This window comes from Herbaspirillum sp. BH-1 (assembly GCF_002870055.1).
In the GTDB taxonomy this organism is placed as follows: Bacteria; Pseudomonadota; Gammaproteobacteria; order Burkholderiales; family Burkholderiaceae_D; genus Herbaspirillum; species Herbaspirillum frisingense.
Genome location: NZ_PKOI01000008.1, coordinates 170302 through 188023 on the forward strand (window position 1 = coordinate 170302; position 17722 = coordinate 188023).

Here is a 17722-nt window from a genome sequence, read left to right on the forward strand (position 1 = left end):
GATGCCGGCCAGGCCGGCGTGCACGAGCATTAGGCTGCGTTTAATGGATCAGCATGCCGCCGTTCACATCCAGCGTGATACCGGTGCAGTACTGCGAGAGGTCGCTGCCGAGGAAGACGCAGGCGCCGCCGATGTCGTCGGCCCGGCCCAGGCGTGCCAATGGAATGGTCTCGGCGATCTCGGCCTTCTTTTCTTCGGTGAGCTTGCCCTTGATGATGTCGGTGCCGATCAGGCCTGGCGTGATGCAGTTGACGCGGATGCCTTCCGGGCCGAACTCGCGTGCCATGGCGCGCGCCAGGCCGAGTACGCCAGCCTTGGCGGCAGAGTAGTGCGGGCCTCCGAGGATGCCGCCGCCGCGTTGGGCCGAGACCGAGGAGATGCAGATGATGGAGCCGCTTTGCTGGGCGCGCATGGCCGGCAGCACCGCCTGCGACATGTAGAGCGTGCCGCGCAGGCTCACGTCCAGGATGCGGTCGTAGTCGGCGCCGGTGATCTCCAGCGTCTTGACCGGCTGGGTGATGCCGGCATTGTTGACCAGGATGTCGATGCGCCCGAACTGCTTGAGCACGGCGGCCGCAGCAGCCTCGCAGGAGGCCTTGTCGGTAACGTCGGCCACCAGGCCCAGGTGATGATCGCCCAGGCCGGCGGCGGCACCGGGCGGATCGGCCTGGGCCAGGTCCAGCACCACCACGCGGGCACCTTGCCCGGCCATCAGGCGCGCCGTGGCGTAGCCCAGACCATTGATACCTGCACCGCCGGTAATGACGGCAACCTTGTCCTTGAGCAGCATGTCGTGTTCTCCAGATGATTTGCTTTTGAATGAGCAAGCGCGGAGACAGAGCCGACACGGAAGGTGCGCAGAGGGTGCTCAGATGCGGGCGGGCAGCGGGCCAGCCGCTGTACCACCCTGTCTCCGTTTTTGTTCTGAGCGCATGGTCGGGCTTTCCTCGCCTGACGACAAGCGAAGTCTCGTCATGTTAAAGTGACGGATCGTCATCTTAGCTACGGAGCCCGTCCATGGCCGTTCTCCCGCCTCTGCCCAACCTCCAGGCCTTCGAAGCGGTGGCCCGGCGCAAGAGTTTTGCGCTGGCCGCGGCCGAACTGCATTTGACGGCGTCGGCGGTGAGTCACCAGGTGGCACGGCTGGAGTCCTATCTCGGCATCCGCCTCTTCGAGCGCAGCGCCCACGGGGTCCGTATCACCACCGCCGGAGAGAGTTACCTGGCCCGTATCCAGGGCGCGATCTCGGCCATCACGGCGGCATCCATGGACGTGCGCCAGGGCGTCAGCAATACGCTCTACATCCACTCCGCACCCAGCATTGCCAGCCTGTGGCTGATGGCGCGCCTCAATGATTTCGCACGCAGCTATCCGGAGATCACCTTCAATCTCTCCGCCGCGCATTCGCAGAGCAATTTCGAACTGGGGGAGGTGGATGTGGACATCCGCTACGGTATTCCCAACTGGCCGGGGCTGGTGCTAGAGCCCTTGTTCGAAGAGCGCATCGTGCCGCTGGCCAGTCCCGCCTTCATTCGCGCCGCCCGCATCCGCCAGCCTGCCGACCTGCTGGGGGTGAAGCTCATTCGCAGCAATGTGAGCGTGGTGCAGTGGGCCGACTGGTTCGGGGAGTTTGCCGATGTGCGCCCGCCGGAGCAGTTCGCGGTGCGCTTCGATCGCGCCCAGATGTCACTGGACGCGGCCACCCAGGGCCTGGGCGTGGCGCTGGAAAGCGCCACGGTGGCGGCGCGTCATATCGAGGAAAAGAAACTCAAGGCCATCTTCGGGCTGGACAAGGCGGTGCGGGTCAAGGCCCACTTCGCGGTTTATCCTGCGCACCATGCACGGCGACCGGCGGTCGCCGCCTTCCTGGAATGGTTGCGCGAGCAGGCGGGCAGCCAGGCGTAGGTGGCATTGAATACCGTGTGATACCGGGGGAAGAAAACAGCGGGATGAGAGCCGGCGCGTGCCGGCCTAGCTGCCCGCCTTCTGCTGCCGCGCCACTTCGTTGCGCTTCATGCCGAGGTATTCGTCCCGGCTGACTTCATGCAGTTGGCGCGGATATTGTTCGGTCGCGTCATACCAGTTGGCCAGGCGCTTTTCCAGTCGTTGCTCGGCGGGCGCCGCCAGTCCGGAAAGGTAGGCGTCGATGGCCAGGTAGTAGCGCATGGTGTTGCGCTCCACGGTGGCACGGGTACCTTCGATGTATTGCGGCTGACCCTGCGCGTCGCGCTTGACCACGCTGAAGCCGACCTTGTCACGCCCGGCCGTCATCAGGTAGGCGCGCAAGGCCAGCTTGCTGGCCATGCCATACGAATAGGCATAGCTGAAGTGGAGGAAGGAGCGCTTTTCGTCCAGGGGGATGGATTCGATCTCGATACGATAGTCGGAGGTATCCAGCGGTCCCTTCTCGGCCAGCATCGAGGACGAGAAATAATCGGCGCCGCTGGCGCCCCCGCTGTAGCGCAGGTCGACCCGGTAGGTGCTGTCGAGGGACTCCTCGGTCTTCTTGCCGACCTGCATGCGCAGGGTGGTCTTCGCGCCATCGTGGAGGAGCCGGCAATACTTGGTGTTCAGGTGCAGGATCAGGATGTCACACCAGCGGTCGGGGCTGCCCAGGGCTTCGCGCACCTGGGTGAAGGGATAGTCCAGCACCGCGTAGATATCGCCCTTGACGTTGCCGCCGTCCTCGCGCGAATTGAGATAGAGCGGGCGATGGTAGGCATTGTTGTTGAGCTCGCCCTGCAGCTCCGTGTAACGGCTTTTCATGGCGGCCGCGCCCGTCTGGGTCTGGGCGTGCGCCCAGCCGCAGGCGGCCAGGGCCAGCGTGGCCGGGAAGATCAGATGCAGGGTCAGACGGGACAACATGGATCGCAAACCGGACTCCTCTTCAATGGTGCAGTGGTTTCAGTATTCGATGCTGGCTACAGCAGGCGGGACCAGACGCTGGCGCCGAATTCCTTCATTCTTTCACTGATCGGTCGCTGGTCCCATTGTTCCTTGGTAATTTCCTTGGAGGCGCCGAGATCACGGTCGAACATGCTCTTCATCTGGACGCCGAACTGCGGGCTCAGGATCACCGCATTGATTTCCTGGTTGTAGACGAAGCTGCGCCAGTCCAGATTGGTCGAGCCGATAGTGGACCAGACACCGTCGATGATGGCGGTCTTGGAATGCAGCAGGGCGTCCTGGCGTTCGAAGATGCGTACGCCGGCTTCCAGCAGTTCCGCATAGAAGGAGCGGGAAGCATACAGCACCAGCGAGGAATCGCTGTGCGAGGGCAGGATCAGGCGCACGTCCACACCGCGCCGGGCGGCATCCTTGAGCGAGTCGCGCAGCTGCGGATCGGGAACGAAGTAGGCGTTGGTCAGGTAGATCGAGCTCTCGGCATGCTGGATGGCGGAGATGAAGGTGGCATAGATGACGCTGTAAGGATCGTCGGCCGAACTGCCGATGGCGCGCACGATTTCGCCGCCGGCCGGAGCCACCGGCGGGAAGTACCGGTGTTCGCCCAGATCGGGGCCACGCTGCTTGTGCCAGGTATCGATGAAGAGCTTCTGGAATTCCAGGGCCACCGGGCCATCGATGCGGACCTGCGTATCGCGCCAGGGAATCTGTTCGCCGTCCTTGTTGACGCGCGGTTTTTTCTTGCGGGTGCTGAAGGAGCCGCTGGAATAGACGCTGCTGATGTTGATACCGCCCACAAAGGCGGTCTTGCCATCGACCACCAGCAGCTTGCGATGGTCGCGCTGGTTGACCTCCCAGTCCTTGCGCACCTGGGTGGGATTGATGGGGTTGTATTCCAGCACCTGGATGCCGGCATCGATCATCGGCTGGAAGAAGGCGCGCGGGGTGTTGATGGAGCCCACGCTGTCATACATCAGGTTGACCTGCACGCCCTTCTTCTGCATGGAGATCAGCAGGTCGGCGAACTGGCGGCCGACCTCGTCGTCTTCCATGATGTAGCTTTCCATGTTGACGTGGTAGCGCGCCGCCTGGATGGCCTGCTGCATGGAGGCATAGGTCGCGGGACCATCGATGAGCAGCGTCACCTTGTTGCCGGTCACCAGGGGCGAGCCGGTGATGGCGCCTTCGATGGCGACGTGGCGGTCCAGCAGGGTATTGTCGGCGTTCTGGCTGCGCAGCTTGTCCAGCACGGCCTTGGCCTGCGCTTCACTGAGGACGCCGCGTCCCCCCTTCATCTGGATGTTGCGCGCCGACTGCGAATCCATATCGGGCACGATGGTGGGCAGCGAGCTGCAGGCCGCCAGCATCAGGGAGAACAACAGCAGCAAGAGCCAGGCAGTGGGCCACTTGGAATTTGTTTTCTTGTTGGTCATGGAAGGTTCCCGGTTGGGCGCTGCCATCGACCTGAGGCTGTCTCGGATGCCGGGGAGGGCAACGCTGTGCGGTCGAGTATATGCCCGACCACAGCGCGATGGCGCAGCGGGAAGCGCGAATCGGAACTGTCCTACAGCGGAAAGCGGGGGCTGCCTACAGGGCAGGCCGGGGATGACCGCGCTGTTGCAGCGTATCTGCTCAGGGGAGAGGGCGAGGATGGGCCGGTCGGCCCATCCGGAAGGGGATCAATAGACGTCGCGGCGGTAGCGGTTCTGTTCGATCAGGTCCTGTAGGCCGGCCTCGCCGAGGACGGCGGTGAGCACCGCATCGACCCCGGCGGCCATGCCTTCCAGACTGCCGCAGACGTACAGCACCGCACCCTGATCCAGCCAGTGGCGCAGGTCGGCAGCCGCCTCGCGCAGGCGGTCCTGGACATAGATGCGCTCGGGCTGGTCACGCGAGAAGGCCAGGTCCAGGCGCGTGAGCTTAGCTTGTGCCAGCCACTGCTGCAGTTGTTCGCGGTAGAGGAAATCGTGCGCCTCGTTGCGTTCGCCGAAGAGCAGCCAGTTGCGTGTCTGCCCGGCGTGGATGCGCGCCAGCAGGTGGCCGCGCAGACCGGCCATGCCGGAGCCGTTGCCGATGAAGATCGCCGGCGCCTGCGGCGGTGGCGGCGCGAAGCCGGCGTTGTGCACCAGGCGCAGCTGCAATGCAGACTGCAGCGGCGCGAATTCGGTCAGCCAGCCGGAAGCCAGGCCCAGGCCGTCTTCATGCTGCACCTGGCGCACCAGCAGGTGCAGGGCGCCATCCTCGGTCACCGAGGCTGCCGAATAGGAGCGGGGCGTCAGGGGCTGCAGGGCATCGACCAGGCCCTGGGCGTCGGCCAAGGCATGATGCGGCAGCACGCTGCATGACAGGGCTAGCGCCAGCGTGCAGGATTGGCTCTGGTGACGCACCGGAATGGCGCCATCCAGTTGCAGGCGTTGCAACAGCAGGGCGATGCGGTCCGGGGCATGACGCGGCAGGATTTCCACCAGCGCGCCGGCTTGCCAGGCGGGCAGGGTGCCGTCCTGCGGCTGCAGTTCCAGGTGATACAGGGGCGCGCCCTGGCTGCCCGGATTCATCAGTACGCGGCGCGTGAGCGTCCAGGTCTGCCAGGCCGGTGCATGGGTCGGCAGGATATCGCTGACCGCGGCTTGCAGACCATGTGCGGCCAGTTCGCTCTCCCATTTGCGCAGCGCCTCGCCATCCATGCGATCCACTTCCACCAGCGGGAACATCGGCTTGGCACCGCACTGACGCAGGCCGTGATCAAGCGTGTGACCGAAGCCGCAGAACTGGGTGTAATGGCGGTCTCCCAGGGCCAGGACCGCGTACTGCACATGCGACAGCGATTGCCCGGCGGCCTGGCGCAGGCGCTTCTCGACGCCGCGTGCGCTGTCGGGCGCATCGCCTTCGCCGAAGGTGCTGGCGATGACGAGGAGGCGACGATGGTGGCGCAGGATTTCCGGGGTGACCTGCGCCAGCGGCAGCAGGGTTACCGGCACGCCGCTCTTGCGCAGTCCGGCAGCGGTATGCAGGGCGATGCGCTCGGCCTGGCCGGTCTGCGAGGCATGGGCCACCAGCACCGGTTCGCCGCCGGTGACGCTGGCCGCCTCGCCACTGTCGATGCTGGCCCGCTCGGCACGCAGCGCGGCCTTCTTGCGGCGCCGATCCAGGTAGAGCATCCAGCCGGAAATGCCGAACAACGGCATCATCAGACTGGCAACCGCCATGATGATGCGACCCGGCAGGCCGAAGTAGGTCCCCATGTGCAGCGGATAGATGGCGGCGATGAAGCGTCCGCCGCGGCTCTTGTCTTCGTAGCGCTCCAGTTGCCGCACTTCGCCGGTCTGCGGTGCCACCACCATGCGGCTGCGCGCACGTTCATGCGGCGCGTCGTGACTGAGGAAGAAGATCTGCACCGGCTGCGTACCCTGTTCGGGCAGGCGCAACTGGGCATTCTGGTAATCGGGGGCCTGGGTCAGGAAGCTGTTCCAGGCCAGGGTCAGATCCAGCGGCACGGGGGCTGCAGCCGCTTCCTTCTTCTTGCCTTCGCCGCGCTGCATGGGCGCACGGCGGCTCTCGCCGGCCAGCGTGTTGACGCCGTCCTTGAACCAGTCCAGCGCCCAGTAGGCGCCGGTGGTGGCGAAGATCACGTACATCACCAGCGACCAGGTACCGATGACCGAATGCAGGTTCCACAGGAAGGAGCGTCCCTGCAGCTGGAAATCCAGCCGCAGCCAGGCCCGCAGCGACAAGGGCCGGCGCGGCCAGCGCAGGTACAGTCCGGACAGTGCCAGGGTCAGCAGCGACAGTGCCAGCGTCCCCAGGACGATCTTGCCGATCTCAGTGGGCAGCAGCAGCCAGCGATGGAAGCGCTCGGTGAATTCGAAGAACTCCGCGCCCGTCACCGGTGGCAGCAGTGCTCCGGTATAGGGATCGGCATAGCGCGCCTGCCCGCGTCGTTCGCCCGGCGGCGGTGCGAAGACCACACGCACCGAAGCGCCCGGCTCGGCCGACAGGGTCAGGGTGGTGACCCGGCGCTGCGGTTCGGCATCGCGCAGCCGCTCCAGCATCTGCTGCGGTGTCAGTGTGGCCTGCTGGCGCACTTGCACGTGCATCACGCCGGGGCTCAAGGCCTCCATGATTTCTTCGCGGAAAGCCAGCAGCGCACCGGTCACGCCGATGGTCATCAACAGGGTGCCGGCGGTGATGCCGATGAACCAGTGGAGCTGGAACCAGATCTTCTTGAACATGTATCAGTAGGGCGGCGACAGGCGCGGGGAGCGCCTTGTTGATCTTGTCTGCCAGGCCAGTGAAACGGCCGGCGCGTCAATGACCACCCGGACGGGCTGGGCGGATCAGCCCGCTATTATAGATCAGATGAAAATGATTCTTATTGATATCTGAGTGTTTGCTCAAGGGGCGATGCCGTGGTGCGAAAGTCTTCAATTTCCTGCATTCATTTCCGGCGGGAAAAAATCATTTCAACGGGAACTTGATACTCTGCTGCGCCGTACCTGAAGCCGCCGTCAGCAGGATGTCCAAGGACGAGCTTCATTCTTTTAATGGAATATTCCTTGGGAGGAATGTGAGGACATTTTGCGAGGTAGAATACACAGACGAATTTGGTCAGTGGTGGGATAGTCTTGACGAAGCCGAGCAGACCTCTGTGGCAACCTATGTCGGTTTGCTCGAACAGAATGGTCCGGCTCTCAAGCATCCTTACAGTTCTGGCATCCACGGCTCGCGACACGCCCATATGCGGGAGCTTAGGGTCCAGCATGCAGGTAGACCCTATCGGGTGCTTTATGCGTTCGATCCGTTGCGGCGTGCGATTCTTTTGATTGGCGGAACCAAGGCAGGAAACAATCGGTGGTATGAACACTACGTACCGCTCTCGGATAAGCTCTACGACATCCATCTTCATTCATTGCGGATAGAGGCAGGTGACCATGTCAAAAAAATTTAGCGAATTGCGCGCTCGCATGCGACCGGAGGCGCAACTGGAGGCTCAATCCAGGACAGAGTCGCTGCAAACGAGTATCAAGCTACAGAATCTCCGAAAGAGTCTGCACGTCACTCAGGCTGCACTCGCAGAAACCCTGCAGGTACAACAGGCCGCGATTTCAAAAATGGAAAATCGGGAAGACTTGCTTGTCAGCAGCATGATGGATTTCGTGCGCGCTCTGGGAGGTCAATTGATATTGACGGCGAATTTTCCAGGAGATAGGACTTTCGATTTGACTCCAGATCCGGGCCCCGCCCCAGCACCAGCGTCAGTGAGTACTCAAAAGGTCGGGAAGCCTAGTTCGCAGAAGCGCCCGATTAAACACCGCAAAAGCAGCGTCGAGGCAACGATCAGAAGCTCGTCTGCAAGAAATCCCACATGAACTGGAGGGCCGGTGCATACCGGATGTGCTCTCCGCAGCTGCAGACTTCATTCATTCCAGCATCATTTTGATCATCGTCCGCGTCAACACACTCCCGGCATCGGCCGCCACGTCCACGATGCTCAGGTGATGTATCTGCGGCAGCGCCACGGTTTCCACCGCATGGCCCGACTGGCGTAGCTTGGCGGCGTAGGTGGCATTCTGGCGCAGGAATTCTTCCGTCTCCTGTCCACCCACGCTCAGCAGTGCCTGCGCACCTTGCGGCAGGTCCAGTTGCAGCGGGCTGGCCTGCAGGGCGTCGGACGGGGACAGGTGCAGGGATTCGTTGACGTAGGACAGGCGCACCGGCTCCAGGTCGTAGATGCCGGACAGGCCGCAGACGCCGCGTACCGGTGCCGCGCCCAGCGAGGCAATCAGCGCGGCCAGGTGGGCGCCGGCCGAGTGGCCCATGAGCCAGATCGCCTCCGGATCGAAGCGCAGCGCGCCGGCCTTGGCGTGCAGCATGCGCAGCGCCCGACCACAGTCGGCGGCGATGTCGCCCATGCGTACCTGGGGTGCCAGGCGGTAATTGATCAGCGCCACATTGATGTCCTGCGCCAGGTAGGGCAGGGCGAGCTGGCTGAACTGGTGCTTGTCCAGAGAGCGCCAGTAGCCGCCGTGGATGAACACCAGCAGGGGGCGGCCATTGCTGCGTCCGGGAAAGAAATCCAGGGTCTGCAGCGCATCCTCGCCATAGGGCACATCGGCCAGGTGGGGGTGGGCCTCACGCGCGGCCAGCCCTTCACGGGCGAAGCGGTCGAAGTAGTCCTGGAAATCCGGAATGTGCAGGCGCACGTAATACTGCAGGTCCAGTGCTTCGCGGTCGTAGTCGCGATAGATGTGCATGATCTTCCTCCCCTGGCCTCTTGCGGCCCTGTTCCCTGTTATTCGGCGAACTGCTCTGAAATCAGATTGCGCAGCCAGACATTGCCCTCGTCCTGATTGTAGCGGCGATGCCAGAACATGTTGGTCTGCAGCGCCGGCAGTCGCAGCGGCGGTTTGATGTAGCGCAGTCCGAACGGCATGGCCGCGCTCTCGGCCAGCTTGCGCGGCACCGTCACGACCAGATCGGTGGTGCTGACGATGTAGGGCACGGCGGTGAAATGCGGCACGCGAAAGCGCAGGCTTTGCAGGATACCGGCCTTTTCCAGATTCTGGTTGATGCGGTCATAGGGACTCTCCAGCGACGACACCATCAGATGTTCGGCCGCCAGGAATTCCTTGAGGCTGACCTCGCCGCGCCGGTCCAGCGCATGGCCGATGCGGAACATGCTGACGTAGTCCTGGCGGAACAGCCGCCGCTGGTACAGCGCCTCGGACAGGTTGTCGAAGGCGCCGATGGCCAGGTCCACCCGGCCGGCTTCCATCTCGCTCTTGAGATCGACGGCGCCGGCGCGCACCGTGCTCACGCTCACCCCCGGCGCTAGCGTGGCGCAGGCCTCGATCAGCCGGGGCATGAAATAGACCTCGCCAACATCGGTCATGGCGATGGTAAAGCGGCGCTCGCTACTTTGCGGGGAGAAACCTTCCTGCAGGTTGAGAGCCCGCGCCACCTGTTGCAGTGCCGCAGCCACCGGCTCGGCCAGCTGGTCTGCGAACGGCGTGGGTTGCATGCCCTGCGCGGTGCGCACGAAGAGTTCATCACCGAAGCTGCGCCGCAGCCGCGCCAGCGCATTGCTGACGGCCGGCTGCGACAGGCCCAGGCGGCGCGCTACCGAGGAAATCTGGCGTTCCTGGAAGACCTCCTGGAATACCACCAGCAGGTTGAGATCGATGTCGCGGGGTTCGATGAGGGCCATGGATGAGCTTGGAGCCTGGAACGTGCACACCGCAGGAAGTCCTGCAGTGCACTGCAATATTCATGAAATGAATGGATCGTATTTTCGTATTTATATCGTAAAAGAAGGGCGATTGCACTACAGTGACGTCGCCGCCCCAGCCATCGGGGCCACGTCGCAGGACGTACGCAGAGCGCCATCCAGAGCGACATTGTCGGCCGTCATCGGCGCGCCAGACCGGCAACACAATTAAAACAACGTAAAGACAGACGAGGAGTCAAGACATGAGTATCCACGCAAGTGGCGCTCTCCCCACGGTCCATGTGGACCAGGTGGTGGAGCAGGGCCGTTTCGGCACTTTCCAGTTCGGCCTGCTGCTGCTGTGCGGCCTGTGCCTGATCATCGATGGTTTCGACGTCCAGGCCATGGGCTATGTGGCCCCGGCCATCATCGCCGACTGGGGCGTGAGCAAGGCCAGCCTGGGGCCGGTGTTCGGCGCCGGCCTGTTCGGCATGCTGCTGGGTTCGCTGGTCCTGACGCCGGTCGGTGACCGCTATGGCCGCCGTCCGGTATTGATCGTCTCCACGCTCTTTTTCGCGGCCTGCATGCTGGCCACGCCCCTGGTGACGACCCTCGATCAACTGTTGATCGTGCGCTTCATCACCGGTTTCGGCCTGGGTAGCATCATGCCCAATGCCATGGCGCTGGTGGGGGAATTCAGTCCTTCCTCGTCCCGGGTCACGCGCATGATGCTGGTCTCCTGCGGCTTCACCGTGGGCGCCGCTGCTGGCGGCTTCGTCAGCGCCGCCTTGATTCCGGCGCACGGCTGGCATGCGGTGTTCTGGGTCGGCGGTGCGGTGCCGCTGGTGCTGGGCCTGGTCATGCTGGTCTGGCTGCCGGAATCGATCCAGTTCCTGGTGCTGCATCGCCGTCCGCGGGCGCAGGTGGCACGCTGGCTGCGCAAGCTCGCTCCGTCCATCGTCATCGATGAACGCACCGAGGTGGTGGTCAAGGAAGCCAAGGCCGAGGGCATGCCGGTGGCGGCGCTGTTCCGTGATGGTCGCGCCGGTGTGACCGTGCTGCTGTGGCTGATCAGCTTCATGAACCTGATCAACCTCTATTTCCTCTCCAACTGGCTGCCCACACTGATCCATGACGCCGGCTATTCCACCAGCATGGCCGTACTGATCGGCACCTCGCTGCAGGTGGGCGGCGTGATCGGCACCCTGACCCTGGGCCGCTTCATCAATCGCTATGGATTTACCCGGGTGCTGGGTGTCTGCTTCCTGCTGGCCTGCGTCTCGATTGCCATGATCGGCAAGGTGGCGGCCCTGCCGGCACTGCTGTTCGTGGCGGTGATCGTGGCCGGCTTCTGCATCGTCGGCGGCCAGCTGATCGCCCTGCAATGGAGCAATGGTTCGCTTTTCATCGCCGCCGCCGTGCCGGCCCTGATTTCGGCGCTGACCATTGCGCGCCTGCATCGTACTTCCCGAGGAGTTTCCGCATGACTACCGTCACCGATTCCGCCGTCAGTCACCACGTCCATACTCGTGGCTACCAGTCCGGCTTCGGCAATGAGTTCGAGACCGAGGCCTTGCCCGGCGCCTTGCCGGCGCACCGCAATTCGCCGCAGCAGGTGGCCTATGGTCTCTATGCCGAACAGATTTCAGGCACCGCCTTCACCGCCCCCCGTGGCCACAATCGCCGCTCCTGGCTGTACCGTATCCGCCCGGCGGCGGTACATGAACCCTTTGCCCCGATGGAGCGCGGCCTGCTGGCAAGCCACTTCGATGACGTGGCAGCGCCGCCGAACCAGTTGCGCTGGGACCCGCAGCCCATGCCCACGGTCCCCACCGATTTCATCGAGGGCCTGGTCACCATGGCCGGCAACGGCTCGCCGCAGGCGCAGAACGGTTGCGCCATCCACCTGTATGCGGCCAATTGCTCGATGACCGATCGCTTCTTCTATTCGGCCGATGGCGAGTGGCTGATCGTGCCGCAACAGGGCCGCCTGCAATTGCGCACCGAACTGGGCGTGATCGATATCGAGCCGCAGGAAATCGCCGTCATCCCGCGTGGCCTGCGCTTCCAGGTGCGGCTGCCGGACGGCGAGGCACGCGGTTACGTCTGCGAGAACTTCGGCGCCTTGCTGCGCCTGCCGGACCTGGGGCCGCTGGGGTCCAACGGCCTGGCCAATCCGCGTGATTTCGCCACGCCCCATGCCTGGTACGAAGATCGCGAGGGGGATTTCCAGTTGATCGCCAAGTTCGGCGGCAACCTGTGGCAGGCGAAGATCGGCCATTCGCCGCTGGACGTGGTGGCCTGGCATGGCAACTACGCACCCTACAAGTACGACCTGCGCCACTTCAACACCATCGGCTCGATCAGCTACGACCACCCCGATCCCTCGATCTTCCTGGTGCTGCAGTCGCAGAGCGATACCCCGGGCGTGGATACCATCGACTTCGTGATCTTCCCGCCGCGCTGGCTGGCCGCCGAGAATACCTTCCGCCCGCCCTGGTTCCACCGCAACGTGGCCAGCGAATACATGGGCCTGATCACCGGCCAGTACGACGCCAAGGAAGGCGGCGGCTTTGTCCCTGGCGGCGGCAGCCTGCATAATTGCATGAGCGGCCACGGACCGGACGCGGCCACCTTCGAGAAGGCCAGCCGCATCGATACCAGCCAGCCGAACAAGGTCGATCACACCATGGCCTTCATGTTCGAGACCCGCAACATCCTTTGCCCCACCCGCCATGCCCTGGCGTCGCCGACCCTGCAGCGCGACTACCAGGATTGCTGGCTGGGGATCCAGAAGAACTTCAACCCGGAGCGCGCATGAGCCTGCCTAGCCTGAAACTGAACGAAACCCACGACACCGAGCTGCGCAGCTGGGTCGAGAGCGCCAATACCGACGGCTGCCCATTCCCGATCCAGAACCTGCCTTATGGTGTGTTCCGTCGTGCCGCAAGTGAAGAAAGCTTCCGTGCAGGCGTGGCCATCGGTGACCAGATCCTGGACCTGCCGGCGGCGCAGGCGGCCGGTGCCTTTTCCGGCTTTGACGAAGCCACGCGCCAAGCCGCCCATGCGGCCTGCAGCGGCAGCACGCTCAATGCCCTGATGGCCTTGACCCCGGCAGCCTGGTCGGCGGTGCGCCTGACGCTGTCGCGCCTGCTGCGCAGCGGTTCGCCGCACCAGACCGAACTGGCGGCCTGCCTGGTGCCGCAGGCCCAGGCCCGCTACGACGTGCCGGCCGCCATCGGCGACTACACCGACTTCTATACCTCCATCCACCACGCCACCTCGGTGGGCAAGCTCTTCCGTCCGGACAACCCGCTGTTGCCCAACTACAAGTGGGTGCCGATCGGCTACCACGGTCGTGCTTCGTCGATTGCGGTCTCGGGCCAGCAATTCCGCCGCCCGGTCGGCCAGACCAAGGCGCCGGATGCCGACACACCCAGCTTCGGACCCTGCAAGCGCCTGGATTACGAACTGGAAATGGGCATCTTCATCGGCGGTGGCAATGCTCTCGGCGAACCGGTGCCGATGAGCCAGGCCGAAGACAAGGTGTTCGGCCTGTGCCTCCTCAATGACTGGTCGGCACGCGATGTGCAGGCCTGGGAATACCAGCCGCTCGGCCCCTTCCTGTCGAAGAGCTTCGCCTCCACCATCTCGCCCTGGATTGTCACGCTGGAAGCGCTGGCTCCGTATCGTTGCGCCTGGACCCGTCCGGCCGACGATCCGCAGCCGCTGCCCTACCTGGATGCCCCAACCCTGCGCGAGAGCGGCGCCTTCGATCTGCAGCTGGAAGTGCTGATCCAGACCGCCGCCATGCGTGAGGCCGGCACCGCCCCGCAGCGCCTGTCGCTGTCCAACTACCGCGACGCCTACTGGACCGTGGCGCAACTGGTGGCGCACCACACGGTCAACGGCTGCAACCTGCGGCCCGGCGATTTCCTGGGTACCGGCACCTTGTCCGGTGCGCAGGCTGACGAAGCCGGCTCGCTGCTGGAACTGAGCGCCGGCGGCAAGGCGCCGATTACCTTGGCCAACGGTGAACGTCGCGTGTTCCTGGAAGACGGCGACACCATCATCCTGCGTGCTGCCGCCCGTCGCGACGGCCTGCCCACGATCGGGTTCGGCGAAGCCGCCGGCACCGTGCTCCCGGCGCGCAGCCTGGCCTGATGCGCCCGGTTTCCAAGGAAGGATGAAAGGAAGAGGATGACTACCCTGTACAGCTATTTCCGCAGCTCGGCCTCCTACCGCGTGCGCATTGCCCTCAATCTCAAGGGCGTGGCCTACGAGACGGCGGCTGTGCACTTGCTCAACCAGGGCGGCGAGCAGTTGCTGCCGGCCTTCACGCAATTGAACCCGCATGCGCTGGTGCCGGTGCTGGCCGACCAGGGGCAACTGCTGAGGCAGTCGATGGCGATCCTGGAGTATCTGGAAGAGCGCTATCCCACGCCTTCGCTGCTGCCCGGCGATGCCTTCGCGCGCGCCCGCATCCGCGAACTGTCGCTGGCTATCGCCTGTGAAATCCATCCCCTGAACAACCTGCGCGTGCTGCGTTACCTCAAGCACCAGCTCAACGTCGACGAAACCCAGAAGACCGCCTGGATCCAGCACTGGATCAAGCTCGGCTTTGCCGCGCTGGAGCAGCAACTGGCCGCCGACACCACGCGCGGTCACTTCTGCGTGGGCGATGCGCCGACCATGGCCGATTGCTTCCTGGTGCCGCAGATCTTCAATGCGCGCCGCTTCGAGGTCGACATGGCGCCCTATCCGACGCTCTGCGCCATCGAGGCTGCCTGTAATGTCCTGCCGGCCTTCGAACAGGCCCATCCGGCACGCCAGCCGGACGCCGCCTGAACTGGGCCAGGCTTAGCTGCGGCGCGGCACCAGCAGGTTGCCGGTCATGATCAGCACGGCTTCGTCGTGCTGGTTGTAGGTGGTCACGCGATGGTTGAGAAAACCCTGCAGGGGGCGCGATTGCGAGGTCTTGATACCCAGCACTTCGGCCTCCAGCCGCAGCACGTCGCCGGGGCGGGTGGGGCGTGGCCAGCGGAATTCGTCGAAGCCGGCGCCGATGATGCCGCCCTGGATATGGAGCGTATCGACCAGCAAGCGCATGGTCAGCGCGGCGGTATGCCAGCCGCTGGCCGCCAGTCCACGAAAGAAGGTCTGCTGGGCGGCAGCATCATCCAGGTGGAAGGGCTGGGGATCGAACTGGGTGGCGAACTGCTTGATGGCCTCGGCATCCACGGTCAACGTGGCGGGTGAACGGAAAACCTGGCCGGGCTGGAAGTCTTCCAAATACTTGGGGGTATCCACGATGTCTCCTGATCGTTGTTATCGCTGTGATGTCCCGGTCTTCAGGAAACCGGAAAGGCCCCCAGTATAGCGACTTCCGCAAAAACCACAGGCCGCAGCGGAGGGCGCGCTGCGGCCTGTGGCGTTGTCACCGGCGATCAACCCGAGCTTCGGGCTCAGGACGACTTCGACAGCTTGGTCAACTGCTGGGTCAGATAGCTTTGCCTTGCCTGCATCGTCGCCAGCGTGACGTTCAGACGATTGAACTGGTTGGTGTAGTTATCCTTCAGGTCCTGCAAGCGCGAATTGGCCGCCGTCTGCTGGTCCGTGACGATCTTCAGGCTGGCCTGCAGGCCCTTGGTCTTGGTGGCCAGCGTGCCACCTTCCTTCAGGATGCCATCCATCACCGTCTGCAGCTTGGTGACCACGCCGCCCGTGGCGGTGAAGAGCTTGCTGATGCCCTCGAAGTCCTTGTTGGCGGCCGTGGTCAGCTTGGTCGAATCCAGCGCCAGCGTGCCATCCTTCTGGAAGGAGATGCCGACCTGCGACAGGTTCATCCCCCCGCCTTCGCCCAGCGCCCCCAGCATGGTGCTGCGGATCTGCGCCATCATGTTCAGCACCGATGATTCCGACGCCAGCGGCGAGCCGGTATTGGCCTCGCCCTTGGTGGTGGACGGGGTTTGCTTGGTCAGGTTGGTCACCGCCTTGGCCAGCGTGTTGTAGGCGTTGACGAAGGTATTGGCGGCGGTGGTCAGGCCGCTGGTGTCATTGGAAATGGCCAGCGTGAAATTGTCGGTGGCATTGGTGACCTTGCTCAGGTTCAGCGTCACCCCCGAGATCACGTTGGTGACCTTGTTGCTGGTGCTGGTCACGACCACGCCGTCGATGGTCATCCGCGCATCCTGCGCCTTGGCCAGCTGGCCCATGCTGCTGCCGGTGAGGCCGGCGTAATCGTTGCTGCCGGTCAGCTTGACCGCGTCGCTGCCGGTCGGGGTGAGCACCAGCTGCTCCTTGCCGCCACTGGTGGTGATGCTGGCCGTCACGCCGGTGTTGGCATCGTTGATGGCCTTCATCACGTCATTGAGCTGGATATCGCCGCTGGCGTCCAGATCGGTCGGGGTGATGTTGAAGGACTTGTTGCCCACCTGCAGTGCCAGCGCGCCGGTGGTGAAGGTCTGGCCAGCCGTCACGCCCGGGGTGGTCACGGTGCCGCTGGGATCGAAGGCGAACGGCGCAAACGAGCCGGTGCCGCTGACCCGCAGGGTGTTGGCCGCGCCGCTGTCCTTGGCGGTCAGCACCAGGTGGTCATTGGTGCCATCGCTGACGATGGAGGCGCTCACGCCCGCTTCGCTGGCGTTGATGGCATCACGCACACCGGCCAGGGTATTGGTCTTGGGCTGGATCAGCACGGTCGAACCGTTGCCGGTCTTGATGGCCAGCACGCCATTGTCGAAGGTGCTGCCCGGGGCGATGCCGGCCGAGCTGACCTTGACCGCCTGCGCCAGCTGGTTCACCGCCAGGCTGTACGAGCCCGACGCCGCCTTGGCGGCGTCGCGCGGGGCCTGCACCTGGGTCACGCTGCCCGGCGTGCTGGAGGCCGGATCGTAACTCAGCCCCGAGAGGGTGTTGTTGGCGGTGATCTTGATGGTATTGGCGGTGCCGCCGGTATTGGATTCCAGCACCAGATGGTCGCCGCTGCCGTCGGTGGTGATTGACGCCGTGACCCCGGCCTTGGAGGCATTGATCGCATCGCGCACGCCGGCCAGCGTGGCATTGGCCTTGAGGGTGATGAAGGTGGGCTGGTTGCTGCCCACCTTGATGGCGACCGAATCGCCGGCATTGAAGGTGGTGCCGGTGGCATAGCCGCCCGACTTCAGCTTCTGCGCCAGTACCTTGGTCGATTCATCGGTGTTGGTCTCGGCCGTGAGCGGATCGGTGGTGAGGCCCGTGCCGGTACCGGCATTGGTCAGGGTGGTCTTCTGGGCGCTGAAGGTGGCCGAGGTCATCCCCTTGAGGGCGCTCTGATAGGTCGACAGCGCGTTCTTCAGCGTCCCGTAGGCCGAAATGAGCGTGTTGAAGCCGGTTTCCTTGTTTTTCAGCGGCGTGAGCCGCGATTTGCTTTCAACCGAAATGAGCTGGTTGACCAAGGTCGCCACATCGAGCGGACCGGCTGACGTGGAGATAGACCCGGTGGAAGTTGCCATGTTGACCCCTGAACAATATCGAATTCTTCTTGTAATCTGGAAACACTGACAAATCGTCAGTGTTCGCCACATTAACGGCAGCTCTTTACAAAAGTAAAGGTCAGTTTGCTGACCAAAACTG

The 17722-nt window shown here is 63.9% G+C and carries 15 protein-coding genes; 7 read left to right on the forward strand and 8 right to left on the reverse strand.

Features of this window, described 5'->3' with window-relative positions:
* Positions 1 to 40 precede the first annotated feature (40 nt).
* On the reverse strand, positions 41 to 790 hold the full coding sequence (locus HBH1_RS13225) for an SDR family NAD(P)-dependent oxidoreductase (protein WP_102663123.1): 750 nt from the start codon (positions 788 to 790) through the stop codon (positions 41 to 43).
* Positions 791 to 1017: 227 nt separating this feature from the next.
* Between HBH1_RS13225 and HBH1_RS13230 the strand changes: the two genes are divergently transcribed.
* Positions 1018 to 1905: a LysR substrate-binding domain-containing protein gene (locus HBH1_RS13230; protein ID WP_102663124.1), complete on the forward strand. Its 888-nt coding sequence runs from the start codon at positions 1018 to 1020 to the stop codon at positions 1903 to 1905.
* Positions 1906 to 1971: 66 nt separating this feature from the next.
* Here HBH1_RS13230 and HBH1_RS13235 read toward each other — a convergent pair whose 3' ends face one another.
* The 3 genes from HBH1_RS13235 to HBH1_RS13245 all read right to left on the reverse strand — a co-directional run bounded on the left by HBH1_RS13235 (position 1972) and on the right by HBH1_RS13245 (position 7133).
* Entirely contained in the window at positions 1972 to 2865 is an 894-nt protein-coding gene (locus HBH1_RS13235) for a hypothetical protein (RefSeq protein WP_102663125.1), read from the reverse strand.
* A gap of 56 nt (positions 2866 to 2921) precedes the next feature.
* On the reverse strand, positions 2922 to 4337 hold the full coding sequence (cls, locus tag HBH1_RS13240; protein ID WP_102663126.1) for a cardiolipin synthase: 1416 nt from the start codon (positions 4335 to 4337) through the stop codon (positions 2922 to 2924).
* 246 nt (positions 4338 to 4583) lie between these two features.
* A complete protein-coding gene (locus HBH1_RS13245) occupies positions 4584 to 7133 on the reverse strand; it encodes a PepSY domain-containing protein (protein ID WP_102663127.1) in 2550 nt (849 codons plus the stop codon).
* A gap of 284 nt (positions 7134 to 7417) precedes the next feature.
* On the opposite strand from HBH1_RS13245, the gene HBH1_RS13250 reads away from it, so the two are divergent.
* Both HBH1_RS13250 and HBH1_RS13255 read left to right on the forward strand, forming a co-directional pair.
* Positions 7418 to 7849: a type II toxin-antitoxin system RelE/ParE family toxin gene (locus tag HBH1_RS13250; protein WP_208399270.1), complete on the forward strand. Its 432-nt coding sequence runs from the start codon at positions 7418 to 7420 to the stop codon at positions 7847 to 7849.
* On the forward strand, positions 7833 to 8270 hold the full coding sequence (locus HBH1_RS13255; protein WP_102663128.1) for a helix-turn-helix domain-containing protein: 438 nt from the start codon (positions 7833 to 7835) through the stop codon (positions 8268 to 8270). The genes HBH1_RS13250 and HBH1_RS13255 overlap by 17 nt, the downstream gene beginning before the upstream one ends.
* Before the next feature lie 51 nt (positions 8271 to 8321).
* Here HBH1_RS13255 and HBH1_RS13260 read toward each other — a convergent pair whose 3' ends face one another.
* Both HBH1_RS13260 and HBH1_RS13265 read right to left on the reverse strand, forming a co-directional pair.
* A complete protein-coding gene (locus HBH1_RS13260) occupies positions 8322 to 9155 on the reverse strand; it encodes an alpha/beta hydrolase (RefSeq protein ID WP_102663129.1) in 834 nt (277 codons plus the stop codon).
* A gap of 38 nt (positions 9156 to 9193) precedes the next feature.
* Entirely contained in the window at positions 9194 to 10108 is a 915-nt protein-coding gene (locus HBH1_RS13265) for a LysR substrate-binding domain-containing protein (protein ID WP_102663130.1), read from the reverse strand.
* 263 nt (positions 10109 to 10371) lie between these two features.
* Between HBH1_RS13265 and HBH1_RS13270 the strand changes: the two genes are divergently transcribed.
* Genes HBH1_RS13270 through maiA form a run of 4 tightly spaced genes read left to right on the forward strand, consistent with a single transcriptional unit; the run spans position 10372 to position 14956 of the window.
* Positions 10372 to 11595 (forward strand): MFS transporter, encoded by a 1224-nt coding sequence (locus HBH1_RS13270; RefSeq protein ID WP_102663131.1) that lies wholly within the window; start codon positions 10372 to 10374, stop codon positions 11593 to 11595.
* Positions 11592 to 12929: a homogentisate 1,2-dioxygenase gene (hmgA, locus tag HBH1_RS13275; protein WP_102663132.1), complete on the forward strand. Its 1338-nt coding sequence runs from the start codon at positions 11592 to 11594 to the stop codon at positions 12927 to 12929. The genes HBH1_RS13270 and hmgA overlap by 4 nt, the downstream gene beginning before the upstream one ends.
* A complete protein-coding gene (gene fahA, locus HBH1_RS13280; protein ID WP_102663133.1) occupies positions 12926 to 14272 on the forward strand; it encodes a fumarylacetoacetase in 1347 nt (448 codons plus the stop codon). Before hmgA ends, fahA begins: the two co-directional genes overlap by 4 nt.
* Positions 14273 to 14308: 36 nt before the next feature.
* Positions 14309 to 14956, forward strand: coding sequence for a maleylacetoacetate isomerase (maiA, locus tag HBH1_RS13285; protein ID WP_102663134.1), 648 nt, complete (start codon positions 14309 to 14311; stop codon positions 14954 to 14956).
* Between the two features lie 12 nt (positions 14957 to 14968).
* Here maiA and HBH1_RS13290 read toward each other — a convergent pair whose 3' ends face one another.
* A complete protein-coding gene (locus HBH1_RS13290; RefSeq protein ID WP_006463802.1) occupies positions 14969 to 15418 on the reverse strand; it encodes a MaoC family dehydratase in 450 nt (149 codons plus the stop codon).
* Positions 15419 to 15573: 155 nt separating this feature from the next.
* Positions 15574 to 17601, reverse strand: coding sequence for a flagellar filament capping protein FliD (fliD, locus tag HBH1_RS13295; protein WP_102663135.1), 2028 nt, complete (start codon positions 17599 to 17601; stop codon positions 15574 to 15576).
* Positions 17602 to 17722 lie beyond the last annotated feature (121 nt).

Coding starts and splice junctions, on each gene's coding strand:
- HBH1_RS13225 (WP_102663123.1), bottom strand. CDS start 790: ATGCTGCTCAAGGACAAGGTTGCCGTCATTACCGGCGGTGCAGGTATC.
- HBH1_RS13270 (WP_102663131.1), top strand. CDS start 10,372: ATGAGTATCCACGCAAGTGGCGCTCTCCCCACGGTCCATGTGGACCAG.
- HBH1_RS13255 (WP_102663128.1), top strand. CDS start 7,833: ATGTCAAAAAAATTTAGCGAATTGCGCGCTCGCATGCGACCGGAGGCG.
- hmgA (WP_102663132.1), top strand. CDS start 11,592: ATGACTACCGTCACCGATTCCGCCGTCAGTCACCACGTCCATACTCGT.
- HBH1_RS13260 (WP_102663129.1), bottom strand. CDS start 9,155: ATGCACATCTATCGCGACTACGACCGCGAAGCACTGGACCTGCAGTAT.
- HBH1_RS13265 (WP_102663130.1), bottom strand. CDS start 10,108: ATGGCCCTCATCGAACCCCGCGACATCGATCTCAACCTGCTGGTGGTA.
- fliD (WP_102663135.1), bottom strand. CDS start 17,601: ATGGCAACTTCCACCGGGTCTATCTCCACGTCAGCCGGTCCGCTCGAT.
- HBH1_RS13230 (WP_102663124.1), top strand. CDS start 1,018: ATGGCCGTTCTCCCGCCTCTGCCCAACCTCCAGGCCTTCGAAGCGGTG.
- HBH1_RS13245 (WP_102663127.1), bottom strand. CDS start 7,133: ATGTTCAAGAAGATCTGGTTCCAGCTCCACTGGTTCATCGGCATCACC.
- maiA (WP_102663134.1), top strand. CDS start 14,309: ATGACTACCCTGTACAGCTATTTCCGCAGCTCGGCCTCCTACCGCGTG.
- HBH1_RS13235 (WP_102663125.1), bottom strand. CDS start 2,865: ATGTTGTCCCGTCTGACCCTGCATCTGATCTTCCCGGCCACGCTGGCC.
- HBH1_RS13250 (WP_208399270.1), top strand. CDS start 7,418: ATGTCCAAGGACGAGCTTCATTCTTTTAATGGAATATTCCTTGGGAGG.
- cls (WP_102663126.1), bottom strand. CDS start 4,337: ATGACCAACAAGAAAACAAATTCCAAGTGGCCCACTGCCTGGCTCTTG.
- fahA (WP_102663133.1), top strand. CDS start 12,926: ATGAGCCTGCCTAGCCTGAAACTGAACGAAACCCACGACACCGAGCTG.